Consider the following 15,778-nt stretch of genomic DNA (forward strand, 5'->3'; position numbering starts at 1 on the left):
ACTGGGCGTCACCGAGTCGATGCGGCAAACTGAATGTGTGAGTTTCGTATCTTCTCCAGAGCTCGATTCCATCCGCCCCGTCTTGGCCGATGCCGTGGACCTCGCGCGGCAGGCTCTGCTCGACCTGGGAGAGGGCGGTATCGGCGAGTACCTCGGAGTCACCGCCGAAGACGCCAGTGCGGCCACGCACCGGTTCGCCAGCGATCTCGAGGGGTACCGCGGATGGCAGTGGGCCGTCGTGGTCGCCGCCCCGGAGGACGCGGATCACGCCACGGTCAGTGAGCTGGTTCTGCTCCCGGGCCCCGACGCTCTCGTGGCACCGACCTGGGTGCCCTGGGACGAGCGCATCCGTCCCGGCGACCTGGGACCCGGCGATCTGCTGTCTCCGCGCCAGGACGATCCCCGGCTCGTACCCGGGTACGTCGAATCCGGCGACCCCGCCATCGACGAGGTGGCGGGCGAGATCGGCCTCGGCCGAAGCAAGGTCATCAGCCTCGAAGGACGCCTCGACGCCGCCCAGCGTTGGCACGACGGCGACTTCGGGCCCGATACCGAGATGGCCAAGGCTGCGCCGTCGACCTGCGGGCTGTGTGGCTTCTACCTCCCCATCGCCGGGTCCATGTCCGCCGCATTCGGGGTGTGCGGCAACGAATTCGCGGCCGACGGACACGTGGTGCACGCCGAGTACGGCTGCGGAGCGCATTCGGACACCGAACTTCCCACCGGAGCCGGATCGCCGCAATTCGAGCCGTACGACGACGCGGCACTCGACGTCATCGCCTCGCCGGTCGCCCCGGTCGAGCCTGCTGCTGTTGCCGAGACGACCGACGGCATCGAGAAGGCCGACACGGACGAGGCTGCCCCGGAAGCGTCGGTGCCTCCACGAGAGGCTGCCTCCGAAGAGCCGGCTGACGAGGTCGTTGCGGTCGACGAGGCCGAACCCGTCGCCGACGATGCGTTGACTACCACCGATCGTGCTGCGCAGGAAGAAGCTTCGGCATCTCCGAGCTGATCGATCCGTTCGACACCGAGTCGCTGCGGGAGTCGATTCTCGCGGCGTGGGGCTCTTCTCCCACCAGGCTTCGGGAGGATTCGGCGTCCGAGTTCGATCTGGTGCGCGGGGGTTACCGCGATCGTCTGTTGACCGAGCTGGCGCAGAACGCGGCGGACGCCGCGCAGCGCGCCGGCGTGCCGGGTCGGCTGGCCGTGTGGACCGATGAGTTCGGTGCTCTGCATGTCGCCAATACCGGTGCAGCGCTCGATGTCTCGGGTGTCCATGCACTCACGGCGTTGCGGGCCTCGGCCAAGGGCTCGACGGACCCTGGCGTCGGACAGTTCGGGGTCGGGTTCACCGCCGTGCGTTCGGTGTCCGACGAGATCGAGGTGCGCTCCCGTAACGGCGGCGTGGCGTTCAGCGCACGGCGCACGCTTGAGGCGATGACCGAGCGAGGCATGCCCTTGCCTGACACCGGCGCGCCGGTGCTGCGGCTCGCATGGCCGGTCGCAGATTCGCCGGCCGACGGCTTCGACACCGAGATCGTGTTGACATTGCGAGCCGATGTGGCGGCGGATTATTTCGCGGCAGGATTTGTGGACGAGGCCGTCGACCTGCTGCTCGAACTGGAGGCGTTGAACTCCATCGAGATCGACGGCGTCGTGATCGACTGCAGCAGAACCGAATTGGACGACCATTCCTCCGAGGTCACGATCGGCGCGCGAACCTGGCGGCAGTTCACCACCTCGGCCGTCCGCTGGCTCGCTCCGGTCGTCGACGGTCTGCCCGTTCCCGCGGCGCCCGATGTGTTGCGCGCTCCGACGCGCTCGGACGAGCTGATCTCGTTGCCCGCGTTGGTCATTGCCGATGTACCGATGCAACCCGATCGGCGACGCGTGTTGCCGGGTGTCTCGTTCGACGCGGTAGCGCACGGGTACGTGGACTTCGTGGCCTCGCTGCCTGCCGCATCCAGGGTGTCGTTCGTGCCCGAGGTCGGATTCGCTCGCAGCGAGGTCGACGGTGCGCTGCGTGAACTCGTGTTTCGTCGATTGTCCTGCGCACCATGGCTTCCCGGTGTCGACGGACGCGATCTGGTGCCCGAGCGGGCGAACGTCGTCGCCGACGCCACCGAGGAACTCACCGAGGTACTGACAGGTGTCGTACCCGATCTGGTCGACACATCACTGTCGGGTGCACGGCATGCGTCGGCGCTCGCGGCAGTGGGTGTGCACCGGATCGGGTTGGCGAGGCTGGCGGAGATGGTCGGTGGGCTCGATCGCGAGCCGAGTTGGTGGCGGCGACTGTTCGACGCGTTGACCCCACTCGTGGTCGACGGTGTGGCTGCGGAAGAGCTTGCGGCGCTGCCTGTTCCGCTCGCGGACGGTCGCACGGTGACCGGTCCGCGGACGACGGTGATCGGCTCCGACGCCTCGGCTGCGGTCACCTGGGTCAGGTTGGTGCACCCGGAAGCGGTGAGTCCGCTGCTGTCGCGTCTGGGTGCCCGCGAGTCGACTGCGACCGAGCTGCTCACCGACCCGGCGCTCGAGGCTGCGCTGGACGATCTCGACTGGGACGAGAGCGAGGAGGTCGACGGTCTGGTCTCGGCCGTGCTCGCGCTGGCGGCAGAGGCGAGCGAACTACCCGGTTGGCTCGGCGGTCTGCCCCTCGAAGACGACGAGGGTGAATTGCGCAGCGCCGACGAATTGTTGCTTCCCGGAGCGCCGTTGGCGGATCTGCTGATACGGGATTCGCCGTTCGGTGTGCTCGCGCCTGCGGTGGTGGCCAGGTTCGGTGAGCGGGCGCTGCGAGCAGTGGGCGTCGGGTGGGGGTTCTCGGTGGTGCGTGACGAACTGCCGACCGGGCCGGATCACGATCTCGACGACGAGTCGGCATGGTGGTCGGGGCTGTCCGAGGAGCCGGAAACACTCTTGGCGGTTCGCGATCTCGACCTCGTTCGATCGGACGGCTGGTCCGAGGCTCTGACCGTACTGTTGGACGACCCGAGCACCCGTGCGGCACTGGCCGATCGGGACGGCTACACCGCGTGGTGGATCGGACGCCATGCGCGAGTGCATGGTTCGCGTCCGATTGCGTTTCGGGCACCGTCGGACGAGACGTTCGCCGGGTTGCTCGATCCGCTGGATCATCCGCGTGCCGACGAACTGAAGGCGGTGCTCAGCGCGTCGATCTGCGACAGCGCCGATACTGCTCGCGTGCTGCTGGCAGCGCTGTCGGATCCACAGCGGAGTCCGACCCCTGCGGTGATCGCGCGAACCCACACGCTCATCGCCACCGCTGTGGTGGAGCGGCGCATCGAGGTCTCGGACATCGATCCCCCGGATCGTGTCCGCACGCTCGGCGGCGCAGTCGTGGACGCGTCGGATGCGCTGGTGATCGACGCCCCGTGGCTGGCGAGCGTGGTACCACCGGAGGTCGCCGTGCTCTCGGACATGGCTACCGCTGCGGCACTGGCCGACGTTCTCGACATCAGGTCGGCGTCGGAGGCGATCAGCGGAGAAGTGCTGGGAGTGGGACGGGTCAGCTCCTGGGATCGTGAACCCGGAGCCGTATCGGCCTGTGCGGTCATGGGATTGCCGCTGCCGTCCGGCGGGGTGGTGGTGCATCGCGAACTCGTGGTGCGGCTGTCCGGTGACGTGAGCGGCGAGCGGACACTCCCGTGGTGGGTGACCGCCGACGGAACGGTCCATTGCAAGGAGAGTTGGGAGCGACCTCGTGGGGTTTGACGGTGTGATCCTGGACTGGATGGTCGAGCATCGAGTCGGGTGGGTCACGACGATGTTCTGGATCATCACCACGCTCGGCAACACGGTGTCGATGTTTCTGCTGTCCGCGGTGGGCGTCGTTGCATTGCTCCGCGTCGGACGCAGATCGGATGCCGTCGTGATCGCAGGCGCGATGCTGACCGGATGGGGTCTGATGAATGCGCTGAAGTTCGCGTTCGCGCGGGAGCGTCCACCGCTTCCGGAGCGGCTGGTGGACATTGCGAGCCATTCGTTTCCGTCGGGCCACGCGATGATGTCGATGGTGCTTGCCACGGTGGCGATCGCGGTGATGCTGCGATCGTCCACTCCGTGGCTGCATCGGCCGGTACTGCTCGTGTTTCCCGTGCTCGCGTCCCTGCTGATCGGATTCTCTCGGATCTACTTGGGTGCGCACTGGACCACGGACGTGCTGGCCGGCTGGGTGTTCGGTGCCCTGTGGGGGCTGAGTTGGATCTATGCCGTCAGGCTGATCAGCGCGAGAAATCCGAGCGCTGTGCGATGACGAGCAGCTCGTCGCGCATGGCCGGGCTGGAGACAGCGTTGGCGCGTGCGTAGAGGGCGCGGAGCGAGCGGACGTGGTTGCGGCGAGTGCGGTACTGAGAGACGAGCTTCATGGCCTGGCTTTCGTGGATCAAGAGGTTGTTTTTTTCTGACATAACCCATGGTCCACGTTAACTTTGTGTTACTCAACCGGTCGAGGGGTTAGTTTGCCCACGTCAGAGGCCTGTGGTGACCGGGCTAACGTGATTCTGATCTCAATCGAGGCCGCGTTGGGCGGTTTTGCTCCCGCGACGTGACGCCGCTCTCTGCATCAGGAAGATTCCGAACCCTACGGCACCGACTGCGATGCCGCACCAACACGTGGCCAGTGCGTCGCCGCCCCCACCTCCGATGGCGGTGAACACCACCAACGCGAGTATCCAGCCGAGGATGCCGATTGCCAACACAGGTACCGGATCGGTGAGGCTGCGCGGAATCTGGGGGAGGTCGGCCACGAAATTCAAGTTACGCCACTGCCGCGTGTCTCGGCTGCGCCGTTGCGGTTACCCAAGTGCTTCGGTGTGCTTTATCGTTCGCTCATGCAACTGTCGTCGCGGCTACTCGACAACTACTTCAAGATCACCGAACGAGGCTCGACGGTCGGATCCGAGGTCCGAGGAGGAGTGGTCACCTTCGTGGCCATGGCCTACATCGTGGTCCTCAATCCGCTGATCCTGGGCAGCTTCTCCGCCGACGACGCGGCCGCCAAGACCGACGTGCTCGGCAACATCCTGCCGGTCGCCCAGGTCGCCGCCGTGACAGCACTGGTGGCCGGATTCATGAGCATCGCGTTCGGCATCATCGCCAACTATCCCTTCGGCATCGCAGCAGGCCTGGGTATCAACACACTGCTCGCCGTGACGATCGCACCGCAGGTGACGTGGCCCGAGGCGATGGGGCTGGTCGTGATCGACGGCATCATCATCGTGCTGCTGGCCGTCACCGGATTCCGCACCGCGGTGTTCAATGCGATCCCGGCCGAGCTCAAGGCAGCGATCGCCGCAGGCATCGGCGCGTTCATCGCCTTCATCGGACTGGTCGACTCCGGCTTCGTGCGCCGCATCCCCGACGCCGCGGGCACGACGGTTCCCGTCGGGCTCGGCATCGACGGGTCCATCGCGTCGTGGCCGACGGTGGTCTTCGTGTTCGGGTTGTTGCTGATGGGTGTGCTGGTGGTGCGCAAAGTGCGCGGCGGTCTGCTGATCGGCATCGTGGTGACGACGGTGCTGGCGGCGATCGTCGAGGCCGTCACCGACGTGGGTCCGTCGAACGGCGTCGACCCCAAGGGCTGGAACCTGTCGGTTCCGCAGCTGCCCACCGAGTTGATTCAGTCTCCCGATCTGTCGTTGGTGGGCAACGTCGATCTGTTCGGAGCGTTCACGCGCATCGGCGTGCTCGCCGCCAGCCTGCTGGTGTTCACGCTGGTGCTCGCGAACTTCTTCGACGCGATGGGCACGATGACCGGTTTGGGCAAGGAAGCGAAACTGGACAAGGACGGGAAATTGCCGAACATCGGCAAGGCCCTGGTCGTCGAGGGGGCCGGAGCCATCGTCGGTGGCGGTGCGTCGGCGTCGTCGAACACCGTGTTCGTCGAATCGGCTTCCGGAATCGCCGAGGGCGCGCGTACCGGACTGGCCAACGTCGTCACCGGATTGCTCTTTCTGTTGGCCATGTTCTTCACCCCTCTCACGGCCGTCGTTCCGATCGAAGCGGCCGCTCCGGCACTGGTCGTGGTGGGTGCGCTGATGATCGGACAGGTCCTCGACATCGACTTCCGGCGCTTCGATTACGCGTTGCCCGCCTTCCTGACCATCGTGGTGATGCCCTTCACCTACTCCATCGCCAACGGGATCGGCGTCGGTTTCATCACCTGGGTGATACTCGCGGTCGGCTCCGGTCGGGCGAAGTCGGTCCATCCCCTGTTGTGGATCGTGGCGTTGCTGTTCGTCGCATATTTCGCCGTCGGACCCATCACCGAGGCGGTTACATGATGCGAGGTCGGTACCAGGGCGTATTCTCTGCGCTGTGACGTCGGGAAATGTTGTGAAGGACAATCGGGAATTGGCAAGCGACCTGTCGCTTGCGGTGGTGAGGCTGACTCGCCACCTTCGGGGTAGGCGAGTGGACTCGCAAGTCTCGCTCACTCAGCTGTCGGCTCTGGCCACGCTGAGTCGGGAGGGTGACATGACGCCGGGTGCATTGGCCGCGCGAGAGAAGGTACAGCCGCCGTCGATGACGCGGGTGATCGCATCGTTGGCCGAACTCGGCCTGGTGGCGCGCACCCCACATCCCACCGACGGGCGGCAGGTGATCGTCTCGCTGTCACCGGCCGGGCGAGAGCTGATCGCCGACGAGGCCAGCGCCCGCGAAGCGTGGATGACCGCGCAGCTCGCAGGCCTCGGACCCGAGCAGCTCGACACACTCCGTGACGCGGTGACGATCATCGGGGCCCTCGTGAGCGACTCCGAGTAGTTACCTAGGTTTATTATTTGAACGGTGGCCCCTGTTTCCCGTTCCTCCGGCTCGACGATGTTCGCCGCCCTGAAGACTCACAACTACCGATTGTGGGCGTCGGGGCAGATCGTCTCGCTGGTCGGCACGTGGATGCAGCGGGTTGCCCAGGACTGGCTCGTTCTGACGCTGTCCGGCGGCAACGGCTTCGCCGTCGGCATCGTCATGGCCCTGCAGTTCGGGCCGACACTGTTCCTCTCGGTCTGGGGTGGGGTCCTGGCAGACCGATACGACAAGCGCAAGCTCCTGATGATCACCCAGGTGTTCGCCGCGGTCTGCGGTCTGGTGCTCGGTGTGCTCGACGTCGGGGGGATGGTCGAGCTGTGGCACGTGTACGTCATCGCGTTCATCCTCGGCTGCTCGTCCGCCATCGACGCTCCTGTGCGGCAATCCTTCACCATCGAGATGGTCGGCAAAGAGACCCTCGCCAATGCGATCGCGTTGAACTCGATGACGTTCAACATGGCGCGCATCGTCGGGCCTGCCGTGTCCGGAGTGCTCATCACCCTCGTCGGCACCGGCTGGGTGTTCCTCATCAATGCCGTGTCGTTCGCGGCGGTGTTCGGTGCCCTCGTGGCGATGAACGTCGGTCAACTCTTCCGCGTCGAACCTGCCCCACGCGCCAAAGGGCAGGTGCGGGAGGGATTTCGCTACGTCTGGGGGCGCGGTGACCTACGAGTACTGCTGGCCACGGTCTTCATGGTCTCGACGTTCGGCCTCAACTTCCCGCTGAGTCTGTCGGTGTTGGCGCGCAACACGTTCGGTAGCGGAGCGGACGCCTACGGTCTGCTCTCGACGACGCTGGCGGTCGGCACGTTGGCCGGAGCGACTCTGGCTGCACGGCGGGCGAGCGCACCGCGCCTGCGTCTTTTCATCGGTGCCGTCATCGCATTCGGAGCTTTCGAGTTGATCGTCGGGTTGATGCCCAACTACTTGCTCGTCGCGCTTCTGCTGATACCCACCGGCGCCCTGACTTTGACGTTCACGACGTCGGCGATGAACATTCTGCAGATGTCGGTGCCGTCCGACATGCGCGGACGCGTGATGGGCATCTACATGCTGTGTTTCCTCGGCGGCACTCCGCTGGGCAGTCCGGTTCTCGGTTGGCTCGCCGACGCCTTGGATCCGCGGGCACCGTTGCTGTTCGGCGGGGCCATCTCTCTGGCCACCGGCCTCTTCGCGGCCGTGTATCTGCTGCGGCACAACAATTTGCGGATCACCGTGGTACGGCCCGCGGACGGTCATCGGCTCCCCACCCTCGATACCGTCGCCGTGAGCACGAAAGTGTGAGGGTGAGTCAGATCCAGCCGTGGCGTCGAGCGAGAGCGCAGGCCTCGTGCCGGTTCGCTGCCCCCAGTTTCGCAGCGGCAGCGGACAGGTAGTTGCGGGTGGTGCCGGGCGAAAGATGAGCCCGCCGTGCGATCTCCGCGATCGACGCGCCGTCCGCGGCGAACTCGAGCACATCGGCCTCGCGTGGTGTGAGCGGAGAGTCTCCGGCTCCGATGGCTTCCGCGGCCAGCGTGGGGTCGACGTAGCGACCGCCGCCGTGGACGGTGCGCACCACCTCGGCCAGCGTGGCAGCCGACGTGGTCTTGGGGAGGAACCCGCGTACGCCCGCTTCGAGCGCCTTCTTCAGGTAGCCCGGCCGACCGTGACTGGTGACGATGATCGACGCACAGGCGGGCAGCGTCTCGGCGATCTTCTGGGCCGTCTCGATGCCGTCGATCCCGCCCATCTGCAGGTCGAGCACGGCCACATCGGGGGCGAGAGAGGCTGCGACGGTCAACGCCTTCTCGCCGGAGTCGGCCTGCCCGACGATTTCGATGTCGTCCTCCAGATCGAGCATGGTCGCCAGAGCGGTTCGGATCAGATTCTCGTCGTCGGCCAGTAGTACTCGAATCATGGTGTGGTCCTCGGCTTCTGGGGCGATGTCGGTAACGTCGCAGTGAGGGTGAATTCCTCGCTCGTCTTCTCCGTGTTCAGCGCTCCTCCGACGGCGACCAATCGTTCGCGCAACCCGCTCAGGCCGGTGCCGTCGTCGCGCTCGGACGATGCACCGGGACGATCGTTGATCAAACGAATGCTGTTGTCGGTCAGCTCGATTCGACAATAAGTGGCGGACGAGTGGCGCAGAATGTTCGTCACGCCCTCACGGACCACCCAGGCGGCCGCCTCGGCCGCGCGCTCGGACAGAACCGAGGTCTCACCGACCAGTTCGGTGGAAATACCTGCGGCCGACAGCAGGGATCGAGCCCCGTCGAGTTCCGACGCCACATCGACCGATCGGTAGCCGCGAACCAGCTTTCGAGCGTCGGCCATGGATTCCTGGGCCAGGATGCGAACCTCGTCCATCTGGCCCGCCGCTCGATCGTCACCCCGGCGAGCCAGCGTTGCGGCGAGTTCGCTCTTGACCGCTATTGCGGAGAGCGCACGTCCGACAACGTCGTGCAGATCTCGAGAGAAGCGCAGACGCTCCTCGGCAACCGAGAGCGCGGCAGCAGCGTCGCGAGTGGCATCGAGTTCGGTGACGATGCGCAGCAGCCATGCCGACAGTTGCACCGTGAAGGCCATGAAGGCGATGAAGATGCCGAGGATCACGGTGTCCACCGCCGGTGTTCCCAGAGCCGCCGCGAGCAGAGCAGCGGCCACAGCCGCCGCGAGGGACCAACGCAACGGAATCAGGGTCGCGACCGCTGTGGTGACGAGTACGGCGGCCCAGATTGCGTTGCTCGTGGTCCCTCCGGCTACCAGCACCACGGCGGCGACCGCCGCGATTGCCAACGGGATTCGTGGGTCGGCCGTCGACTCGCCGCCGAGTGCGGGGGTGCGCTGCACAACCACGAAAGTGGCGGCCGCACACACGGCTGCTGCCGCCATCGACCGATAGTCGTCGTACTGCAGAGATGTCAGCATCGCACCGACGGCGACACCGACGGAGATCAGCAGGAACGACTGGCGGGTGTAGACGCGCACCTTGTCCACTGCACTGCTGTCGTTCCAGCCGTGCAGTGGATTGAGGTACTGGTGCAGCTTCATGATCCCCAGCCTTGCAGACGGTCGACGAATGACGCGATCTAGGACCGCGGTTCCCAACGGAAGTGCGTGCGGGCGATCAGGAGACTGCCGACGATCCAGGCGAGCATCACCAGCAGCGGCATTCCGGCTTCGGTGAAGGTGGCGGCGAACCCGGCCGACGCGTCGCCCGGGCTTGTGGTGCCGAACCAGCCGAGGTTCAACAGGTCCGAGACTGCGGCCATCGGGGTCAGCTCTATCACCCTGCCGAACGAGTCCGGGAGGGCGTCACGAAGCAGTGAGGAGCCGGCCATGGCGACCAGGATCACCGGCAAGCTGGTGATCTGCGCCGCCTCTGCATTGCGGGTGAACGCCGACGTGATCAGGGCCAGGGCGGCGAACAGCGCAGCACCGCCGAACAGGGCGGCCACGACCAGTAGCGCGTTGGTGGGAACGGGTCCGCCGAAGGCCAGCACCACTGCTCCGACGATCAGTCCGAGGACCACGGTGAGTATCAGCGAGGGGATGGCCGGTCCGAGCAGGATCTGCACATCCGAACTCTCTCCGGTGCGAAGTCGTTTGAGTACCAACTCGTCTCGGCGCGTGGCGTAGACCGAGAGCATGTTGTAGTAGACCATGAACACCAGCAGGAACAGAGCGAAGATCTCCAGTGCGGCTCCGACGCCTGCGTCGGTCAATCCGTCGTCGCTGCGGCTACCCACGATCAGCAGGGCGATGGGGAAGATCAACGGCATGACGATCGCGTTGAACAGCAGTACTCGGTTGCGTCCGAGCAGTGTGAACTCTGCTCGTGACAGTGCGGTCATCGTGCTCATGCGCTCATCACTTTCGTGTGTGTCGATTCGGGATTGTCGAATTCGTCTGCGATGGAGAGGAATACGGTCTCGAGCGATGCCGCCCGGGCGTCGAGTCCGTGCAGGGTCACCCCGTTTGTGCGGGCCCACACCAACAAGTCGGTGAGCGTGTCCTGTACCGAGGACGTCCGGATCGAGACGGTGTCTCCCGAGACGTCCATGTCGGTACCCGGCAGTGACGGCAACGCCGTGCCCGGGGCCTTCAGTTCGATCTTCGCCGGATGGTCGGCGACCACCTCGTCGACCGTTCCGCTGCGAACGACTGCGCCGCGGTGCATGATCGCCAGCCGGTCGCACAGCGACTCGGCCTCGTCCAGGTAGTGCGTCGTCAGCATGATCGTCACGCCGGAGTTCTTCAGCTCCTGGATCAGATGCCATGTGTTGCGGCGACTTTCGGGATCGAGTCCGGTGGTCGGTTCGTCCAGGAACAGCACTCGTGGGCGGCTGATGATGGCGCACGCCAGATCCAGCCTGCGCTGCTCTCCGCCGGAGAGAAACTTGACCCGGGTATCGGCGCGGTCGGCCAGGTCGACGCGCCCCAGCACCTCGTCCGTCGGCAGCGGATTGCTGCACGTGCCCGCCCACATGCGCAGGCTCTCCGCGGTGGTCAGATCCTGGGGCAGGCCGCCCTTCTGCAGCATGATGCCCAGCGACGGTCGGACCTTGCGGCGGTCGGACACCGGATCCATTCCCAGAATCCTCACAGTGCCCTCGCTCGGCCGTGAAAGTCCCTGAATCACTTCGAGAGTGGACGTCTTGCCGGCACCGTTGGTACCCAGTAGGCCGAACAGTTCGCCCTCTGCGACCTTCAGATCGAGCGCCTTCACGGCCTCGAAAGCGTTCTTGCCCGAACCGTAGCGGCGAGTCATGCCACTGACTTCGATGATGGTCATGATTGCTTCTCCCAGTGGCGGAGTCCGATGACGAACCGCACGCCCATGAAGGCGACGATGACGCCGAGAGCGACGAACGCCGGGAGCGACGTACCGACGATTGCGAACAGCACCGCGACAATCGCGATGCTGATGACGATGACGACGATCTCACGTGCCATCGTAGGAGCCGGCCCGAGCTCCATCAGATCGGTGAACAGGTTTCCTTCGTCTGGTTGCTTCATGACTAGAAGTCTGCTGGGACGGGATCGCCGAAAACAGTGCAGCGCATCATCATCTACGGTGACACCGTCACGGTCCGGCCATGACAAAAGTCATGTGCTCTCGACTGCGCCCGGTATGCCGGGAGTTCGGGTATTTTCGGCACGTGAATCGCACCGAGCCGGTGAGCCCCGACCGTCGTACGCAGGTACGCGTCATTCTGGCGGGTTCGGTACCGAACCTGGTGCAGTGGTTCAACCTGTACCTCTATGCGACGTTCGCGCCGTACTTTCGGACCGAGTTCTTCGATCCGGCTTCGACCAATTCACTCGTGTACGTCTACGGACTCTTCGCATTGACCTTCGTCGTGCGCCCGCTCGGTTCGTGGCTGTTCGGCAGGCTCGCGGACGTGCGAGGCCGACAGTTCGCGCTCGTCGCTGCGGTCACGCTCATGTCGGCCGGATCGGTCGCTCTGGCACTGACTCCCACCGTCCACGCGATCGGGGCCTGGGCCGCGGTGATCCTCGCCGTCGTGAGCATCGTCCAGGGCATCGCAACCGGCGGCGAATATGCCGCGGCGACGGTGCTGCTCTCCGAATCGGGCACGCGAGGGCATCGCGGATTCTTCGCCTCGTTCCAGGCCGCGACCATCGTCGGCGGCCTCGTGCTCGCGCAGGCATGTCTGCTCGTACTCCTCGCGAGCACGGACCGCGCGGCAATCTCCGAATGGGGCTTTCGCCTCGCCTTCGCCGCGGGAGGCGCGGCAGGCGTCGCCTCGTTGTGGTGGGCTTGCGGACTCGATCGTGCGCCCCGTGAAGCGGGAGCACCACGAGCGGACCGTGACGCCACGATGAAGGCGCTGTGTCGCGATCACTGGCGTCCGCTCGTCTGGGTGTTCTTGTTGACCGCAGGCGGGAGTGCCGCGTTCTACACCTACACCGTCACGGTCCCCTCAGTCGTTCGCGAGACGTTCTTCGCAGCGGACGGTGCCAGAGGAGAGCTCGTTGCGACCGGTCTCGTGTTCGCTGCTTTCGTGGTGTTGATGGTGCTGCAGCCGGTCGGCGGTGCACTGAGCGACCGCATCGGAAGAAAGCCGCTGCTCGTCGCATTCGGAGCACTGGGGATACCGGCGACCGGAGTGCTGGTGCTGGCCACCACGAAAGTGACGTCACCGCCGGCGGTCTTCGTCATCCTGGTGTGCGCGTTTGTCGTCCTCACGTGCTACCTGTCGGTGAACGGCATCGCCAAGGCCGAAGTGTTCCCAGCGCACATTCGTGCGCTGGGCGTCGGCTTCGGTTACGCCGTGGCGAACTCCCTCTTCGGAGGTACGGCACCGCTGATCTATCACGCCACCAGCGGTGGCGGCAGTGTCGAGTTCATCGCCTACGTGACGGTGCTGCTTTCGGTGACCCTGGGCGCGGCGCTCTGGATGCACGGCGGCTCGGCCACCGCACTCGATGCGCCGAACAGGTAGGTCTAGAAACCCCAACCCATGACGGCCGGGCGCGCGGTTCCGAACGTCAGGTCCAATGCGTGCAGTGACGCGTCGTTGCGTGCGGTGAGGCGGTTGGCCGCGGCGAACAAGCGGGCGCGATGGGTGCCGAAGTAGATGCTCGCGAGCACATCGATGTCGAGTTCGATGTCCGGTTCGGATTCCACCCGGGTGCAGGTGGCTCGGCCGTCGGTCACGGTGAGCGAATAGGTACCGCCCGCATCGAGGAAGGGATCTCGCACAGCGATGATCAACGAGGTGTCGAGAGCGTAGGTGCGTGCCTCGAGCGCTGCCTCGACGTGCATGATGCGGCCCCACAGTGCGTCGTGGTGTCCGGTGACCTTCGGCAGTCGGTTGTTGGTCAGCAGGAACGGCAGGGCTTCGTCTCGTGACTGTTGCACCTCGATGGTGTCGACCAGGTCGACCCCGACGAGGATCTGCCACAGCGCGGCGTAGGCGGCATCGGTCACCGCGATGAATTCCTGTACCACCACCCGGCTGGGGTTGCGTCCGCGTCGGTAGGCGACGTAACCGTCGGGATGGACGATGAAGAACAGAGCCGTCAGTCCGCCGCGTCGGTTCTCTCGGTCGGCGAAGAACCGCTCCCAGCGGATCGGCGGCTTGGGCTGCGCGCCTGCGGTCTGCTGCTGCCAGCGGTGGTAGATGTCGGGGAGCAGTTCGGTGGCCTCGGCCGATTCGATCAGCCGCACACCGGTCGCCGGGGGAGCATCCTTGCGGAACTGCGCGAATCGACGGTCGATCGAGACGCTGATCTCCTCGGTTATCGGCCCGTAGCCGAAGCGTCCGTAGATCGTCGCCTCGCTGGCGGTGAGCAGCGACAGTGGTGCCCCGGCGTCGTTCAGAGCGCGGTGCTGCTGGGTGAACATCGATCGCAGGATGCCGCGTCGACGATGCGTCGGCGCGACCGACACCCAGGAGACTCCGGACGCCTCGACCTGCGCACCACCGGGAACGGTGACCGACATCGGGAAGTGCATGGCCACCCCCACCGGGGTCTCGCCGTCCCACGCCAGGTACACGTGCTCGGACTGGGTCAGGATCTGCGTCTCGGCCAGGTCCTCGGCGTTCTGGTGCTCGCCGAAGGCGTGGGCGTCGAGCAGCGCGACGGCATCCCAGTCGTCGTCGGTGGCGGTGCGGATGGTGATCGATTCGTCGGTAGTCATCGTTCTTTACTTTTCCATACAGGAGTGGAGCCCGCGGAACGACCCGAAAAAACTGCCATACAGAGGGAGGCCTTCGCCGACGGACCGTCAGAAATGCCGGGTGACAAGATGAGCGGGTGGTTCATGTAATCGATGTCGACGACCCCTCCGACCCCCGGCTGGACGATTTTCGCGATCTCAACTCGTCGGATCGGCGGCCCGACCTGCCCGAGGGCAAAGGATTGGTGATCGCGGAGGGTGTGTTGGTTGCGCAGCGACTGCTGACCTCGCGCTTCCCGATGATCAGCCTGCTGGGCGTGGATCGACGGCTCGACGCGTTGCGCGACGATCTGGCGGATTCCGACGTCCCGTTCTATCGGACGTCCGCGGAGGTGATGGCCGAGGTCGTCGGATTCCATCTCAATCGTGGTGTGTTGGCGGCGGCGAACAGGCCGCCTGCCCTCGATCTCGACGAGGTGTTGGCCGACGCGAAGACGGTGGCGATTCTCGAGGGCGTCAACGATCACGAGAATCTCGGGTCGATGTTCCGTAACGCGGCCGGCCTGGGCGTGGATGCCGTGTTGTTCGGGGCCGCGTGCGCGGATCCGCTCTATCGACGGTCGGTGCGGGTATCGATGGGGCATGTGCTGCGGGTGCCGTTCGCCAAGGTGCCCGAGTGGCCGCGCGGCCTCGATCGCGTTCGCGCGCATGGCTTTCAGCTGATTTCGCTCACGCCCAATCCGACTGCGGTGTCGCTGGCGGCGGCGATGACGGGGGAGAAGGTGGCGTTGTTGCTCGGCGCGGAGGGGCCGGGTCTGACCGAACATGCCATGCGCGCCACGGACATTCGCGCGCGCATTCCGATGGCTCCCGGCACCGACTCACTCAATGTTGCGACGGCCGCGGCGATGGGGTTCTACGAACGTGTGCGCCTGACGTGACCGACCACGACCCGGACGTCCGCTGGACCGGAATCCCGATCGCCGTGATCTCGGCGGCGCTCGTCGGGGTGGCACTGACGACGTTCGGTCTGGAGCTCGCCAGAATTCATCCGCTGCTCGCGATCGGTCTGAACATCATCGTCGTCGCGGGTGCGGCACCGACGGTCATGCGATGGCTCGCCATACCGGTGTGGCGCTGGGCCGTGTACGGAGCCGGTATCGGTTCCATGCTGAGCTTCGTGGCACTGGCGGCGCTGGCGTTCTAGCAGTCGTTTGCTCAGTCGGTCTCCGACAGCGGGCACAGTTGCGCACTACCGGCGACAATCGGCGAAATCCCGTCGATCAGCGGTGATTGCGTGCAACGGTGCCCACC

General features: G+C 65.6%; 17 protein-coding genes. 9 read left to right on the forward strand and 8 right to left on the reverse strand.

The annotated features are described in order from the left end of the window. The first annotated feature begins 19 nt into the window (after positions 1–19). The 3 genes from CH283_RS22950 to CH283_RS22960 are packed head-to-tail and all read left to right on the forward strand — an operon-like array spanning position 20 to position 4,279. Complete coding sequence (locus CH283_RS22950; RefSeq protein ID WP_094639377.1) at positions 20–1,012, forward strand: DUF3027 domain-containing protein; 993 nt, start codon at positions 20–22, stop codon at positions 1,010–1,012. After that, positions 1,009–3,738: a sacsin N-terminal ATP-binding-like domain-containing protein gene (locus CH283_RS22955; protein WP_094639378.1), complete on the forward strand. Its 2,730-nt coding sequence runs from the start codon at positions 1,009–1,011 to the stop codon at positions 3,736–3,738. The genes CH283_RS22950 and CH283_RS22955 overlap by 4 nt, the downstream gene beginning before the upstream one ends. Next, the gene (locus tag CH283_RS22960) at positions 3,728–4,279 is read left to right on the forward strand and encodes a phosphatase PAP2 family protein (protein ID WP_176460372.1); all 552 of its coding nucleotides are present in this window, start codon (positions 3,728–3,730) and stop codon (positions 4,277–4,279) included. The genes CH283_RS22955 and CH283_RS22960 overlap by 11 nt, the downstream gene beginning before the upstream one ends. Here CH283_RS22960 and CH283_RS28085 read toward each other — a convergent pair. Together CH283_RS28085 and CH283_RS22965 are read right to left on the reverse strand one after the other, a co-directional pair. Then, complete coding sequence (locus CH283_RS28085) at positions 4,248–4,433, reverse strand: hypothetical protein (protein ID WP_141215306.1); 186 nt, start codon at positions 4,431–4,433, stop codon at positions 4,248–4,250. The two genes, CH283_RS22960 and CH283_RS28085, sit on opposite strands and share 32 nt — an antisense overlap. Before the next feature lie 99 nt (positions 4,434–4,532). After that, complete coding sequence (locus tag CH283_RS22965; RefSeq protein WP_094639379.1) at positions 4,533–4,772, reverse strand: DUF2530 domain-containing protein; 240 nt, start codon at positions 4,770–4,772, stop codon at positions 4,533–4,535. An 84-nt stretch (positions 4,773–4,856) separates the two neighbouring features. Between CH283_RS22965 and CH283_RS22970 the strand changes: the two genes are divergently transcribed. From CH283_RS22970 to CH283_RS22980, 3 genes are read left to right on the forward strand one after another with little or no spacing between them, the layout of a single operon-like run. Further along, positions 4,857–6,308: an NCS2 family permease gene (locus CH283_RS22970; protein ID WP_094639380.1), complete on the forward strand. Its 1,452-nt coding sequence runs from the start codon at positions 4,857–4,859 to the stop codon at positions 6,306–6,308. 52 nt (positions 6,309–6,360) lie between these two features. Then, positions 6,361–6,789, forward strand: coding sequence for a MarR family winged helix-turn-helix transcriptional regulator (locus CH283_RS22975; RefSeq protein ID WP_037188786.1), 429 nt, complete (start codon positions 6,361–6,363; stop codon positions 6,787–6,789). A 57-nt stretch (positions 6,790–6,846) separates the two neighbouring features. Next, the gene (locus CH283_RS22980) at positions 6,847–8,118 is read left to right on the forward strand and encodes an MFS transporter (RefSeq protein ID WP_068047854.1); all 1,272 of its coding nucleotides are present in this window, start codon (positions 6,847–6,849) and stop codon (positions 8,116–8,118) included. Positions 8,119–8,125: 7 nt separating this feature from the next. Here the strand turns inward: CH283_RS22980 and CH283_RS22985 are convergent, their stop codons facing one another. Genes CH283_RS22985 through CH283_RS23005 form a run of 5 tightly spaced genes read right to left on the reverse strand, consistent with a single transcriptional unit; the run spans position 8,126 to position 11,832 of the window. Further along, a complete protein-coding gene (locus tag CH283_RS22985) occupies positions 8,126–8,731 on the reverse strand; it encodes a response regulator transcription factor (protein WP_094639381.1) in 606 nt (201 codons plus the stop codon). Next, on the reverse strand, positions 8,728–9,864 hold the full coding sequence (locus tag CH283_RS22990) for a sensor histidine kinase (protein WP_094639382.1): 1,137 nt from the start codon (positions 9,862–9,864) through the stop codon (positions 8,728–8,730). The genes CH283_RS22985 and CH283_RS22990 overlap by 4 nt, the downstream gene beginning before the upstream one ends. A gap of 38 nt (positions 9,865–9,902) precedes the next feature. Next, positions 9,903–10,676 carry an ABC transporter permease gene (locus tag CH283_RS22995; protein ID WP_068047845.1) on the reverse strand — a complete coding sequence of 258 codons (774 nt, stop codon included), beginning with the start codon at positions 10,674–10,676 and terminating at the stop codon, positions 9,903–9,905. Continuing rightward, complete coding sequence (locus CH283_RS23000) at positions 10,673–11,608, reverse strand: ABC transporter ATP-binding protein (RefSeq protein WP_094639383.1); 936 nt, start codon at positions 11,606–11,608, stop codon at positions 10,673–10,675. Before CH283_RS23000 ends, CH283_RS22995 begins: the two co-directional genes overlap by 4 nt. After that, positions 11,605–11,832, reverse strand: a complete 228-nt coding sequence (locus CH283_RS23005; protein WP_176460371.1) for a hypothetical protein — start codon at positions 11,830–11,832, stop codon at positions 11,605–11,607. The genes CH283_RS23000 and CH283_RS23005 overlap by 4 nt, the downstream gene beginning before the upstream one ends. Positions 11,833–11,975: 143 nt before the next feature. Here CH283_RS23005 and CH283_RS23010 point away from each other — a divergent pair, with 143 nt between their 5' ends. After that, complete coding sequence (locus CH283_RS23010; protein ID WP_176460586.1) at positions 11,976–13,283, forward strand: MFS transporter; 1,308 nt, start codon at positions 11,976–11,978, stop codon at positions 13,281–13,283. Between the two features lie 2 nt (positions 13,284–13,285). On the opposite strand, the gene CH283_RS23015 is transcribed toward CH283_RS23010, so the two are convergent. After that, complete coding sequence (locus CH283_RS23015) at positions 13,286–14,485, reverse strand: GNAT family N-acetyltransferase (RefSeq protein WP_094639385.1); 1,200 nt, start codon at positions 14,483–14,485, stop codon at positions 13,286–13,288. A gap of 116 nt (positions 14,486–14,601) precedes the next feature. On the opposite strand from CH283_RS23015, the gene CH283_RS23020 reads away from it, so the two are divergent. Together CH283_RS23020 and CH283_RS23025 are read left to right on the forward strand one after the other, a co-directional pair. Further along, positions 14,602–15,405, forward strand: coding sequence for a TrmH family RNA methyltransferase (locus CH283_RS23020; RefSeq protein ID WP_094639386.1), 804 nt, complete (start codon positions 14,602–14,604; stop codon positions 15,403–15,405). Beyond that, the gene (locus CH283_RS23025) at positions 15,402–15,671 is read left to right on the forward strand and encodes a DUF2537 domain-containing protein (RefSeq protein WP_068047820.1); all 270 of its coding nucleotides are present in this window, start codon (positions 15,402–15,404) and stop codon (positions 15,669–15,671) included. The genes CH283_RS23020 and CH283_RS23025 overlap by 4 nt, the downstream gene beginning before the upstream one ends. The last annotated feature ends 107 nt before the right edge of the window (positions 15,672–15,778 follow it).

This window comes from Rhodococcus sp. 05-2254-2, from assembly GCF_002259095.1.
In the GTDB taxonomy this organism is placed as follows: domain Bacteria; phylum Actinomycetota; class Actinomycetes; order Mycobacteriales; family Mycobacteriaceae; genus Rhodococcoides.

Coding starts and splice junctions, on each gene's coding strand:
- CH283_RS22970 (WP_094639380.1), top strand. CDS start 4,857: ATGCAACTGTCGTCGCGGCTACTCGACAACTACTTCAAGATCACCGAA.
- CH283_RS28085 (WP_141215306.1), bottom strand. CDS start 4,433: ATGTCAGAAAAAAACAACCTCTTGATCCACGAAAGCCAGGCCATGAAG.
- CH283_RS22985 (WP_094639381.1), bottom strand. CDS start 8,731: ATGATTCGAGTACTACTGGCCGACGACGAGAATCTGATCCGAACCGCT.
- CH283_RS23015 (WP_094639385.1), bottom strand. CDS start 14,485: ATGACTACCGACGAATCGATCACCATCCGCACCGCCACCGACGACGAC.
- CH283_RS23000 (WP_094639383.1), bottom strand. CDS start 11,608: ATGACCATCATCGAAGTCAGTGGCATGACTCGCCGCTACGGTTCGGGC.
- CH283_RS22980 (WP_068047854.1), top strand. CDS start 6,847: ATGTTCGCCGCCCTGAAGACTCACAACTACCGATTGTGGGCGTCGGGG.
- CH283_RS23005 (WP_176460371.1), bottom strand. CDS start 11,832: ATGAAGCAACCAGACGAAGGAAACCTGTTCACCGATCTGATGGAGCTC.
- CH283_RS22950 (WP_094639377.1), top strand. CDS start 20: ATGCGGCAAACTGAATGTGTGAGTTTCGTATCTTCTCCAGAGCTCGAT.
- CH283_RS22990 (WP_094639382.1), bottom strand. CDS start 9,864: ATGAAGCTGCACCAGTACCTCAATCCACTGCACGGCTGGAACGACAGC.
- CH283_RS22995 (WP_068047845.1), bottom strand. CDS start 10,676: ATGAGCACGATGACCGCACTGTCACGAGCAGAGTTCACACTGCTCGGA.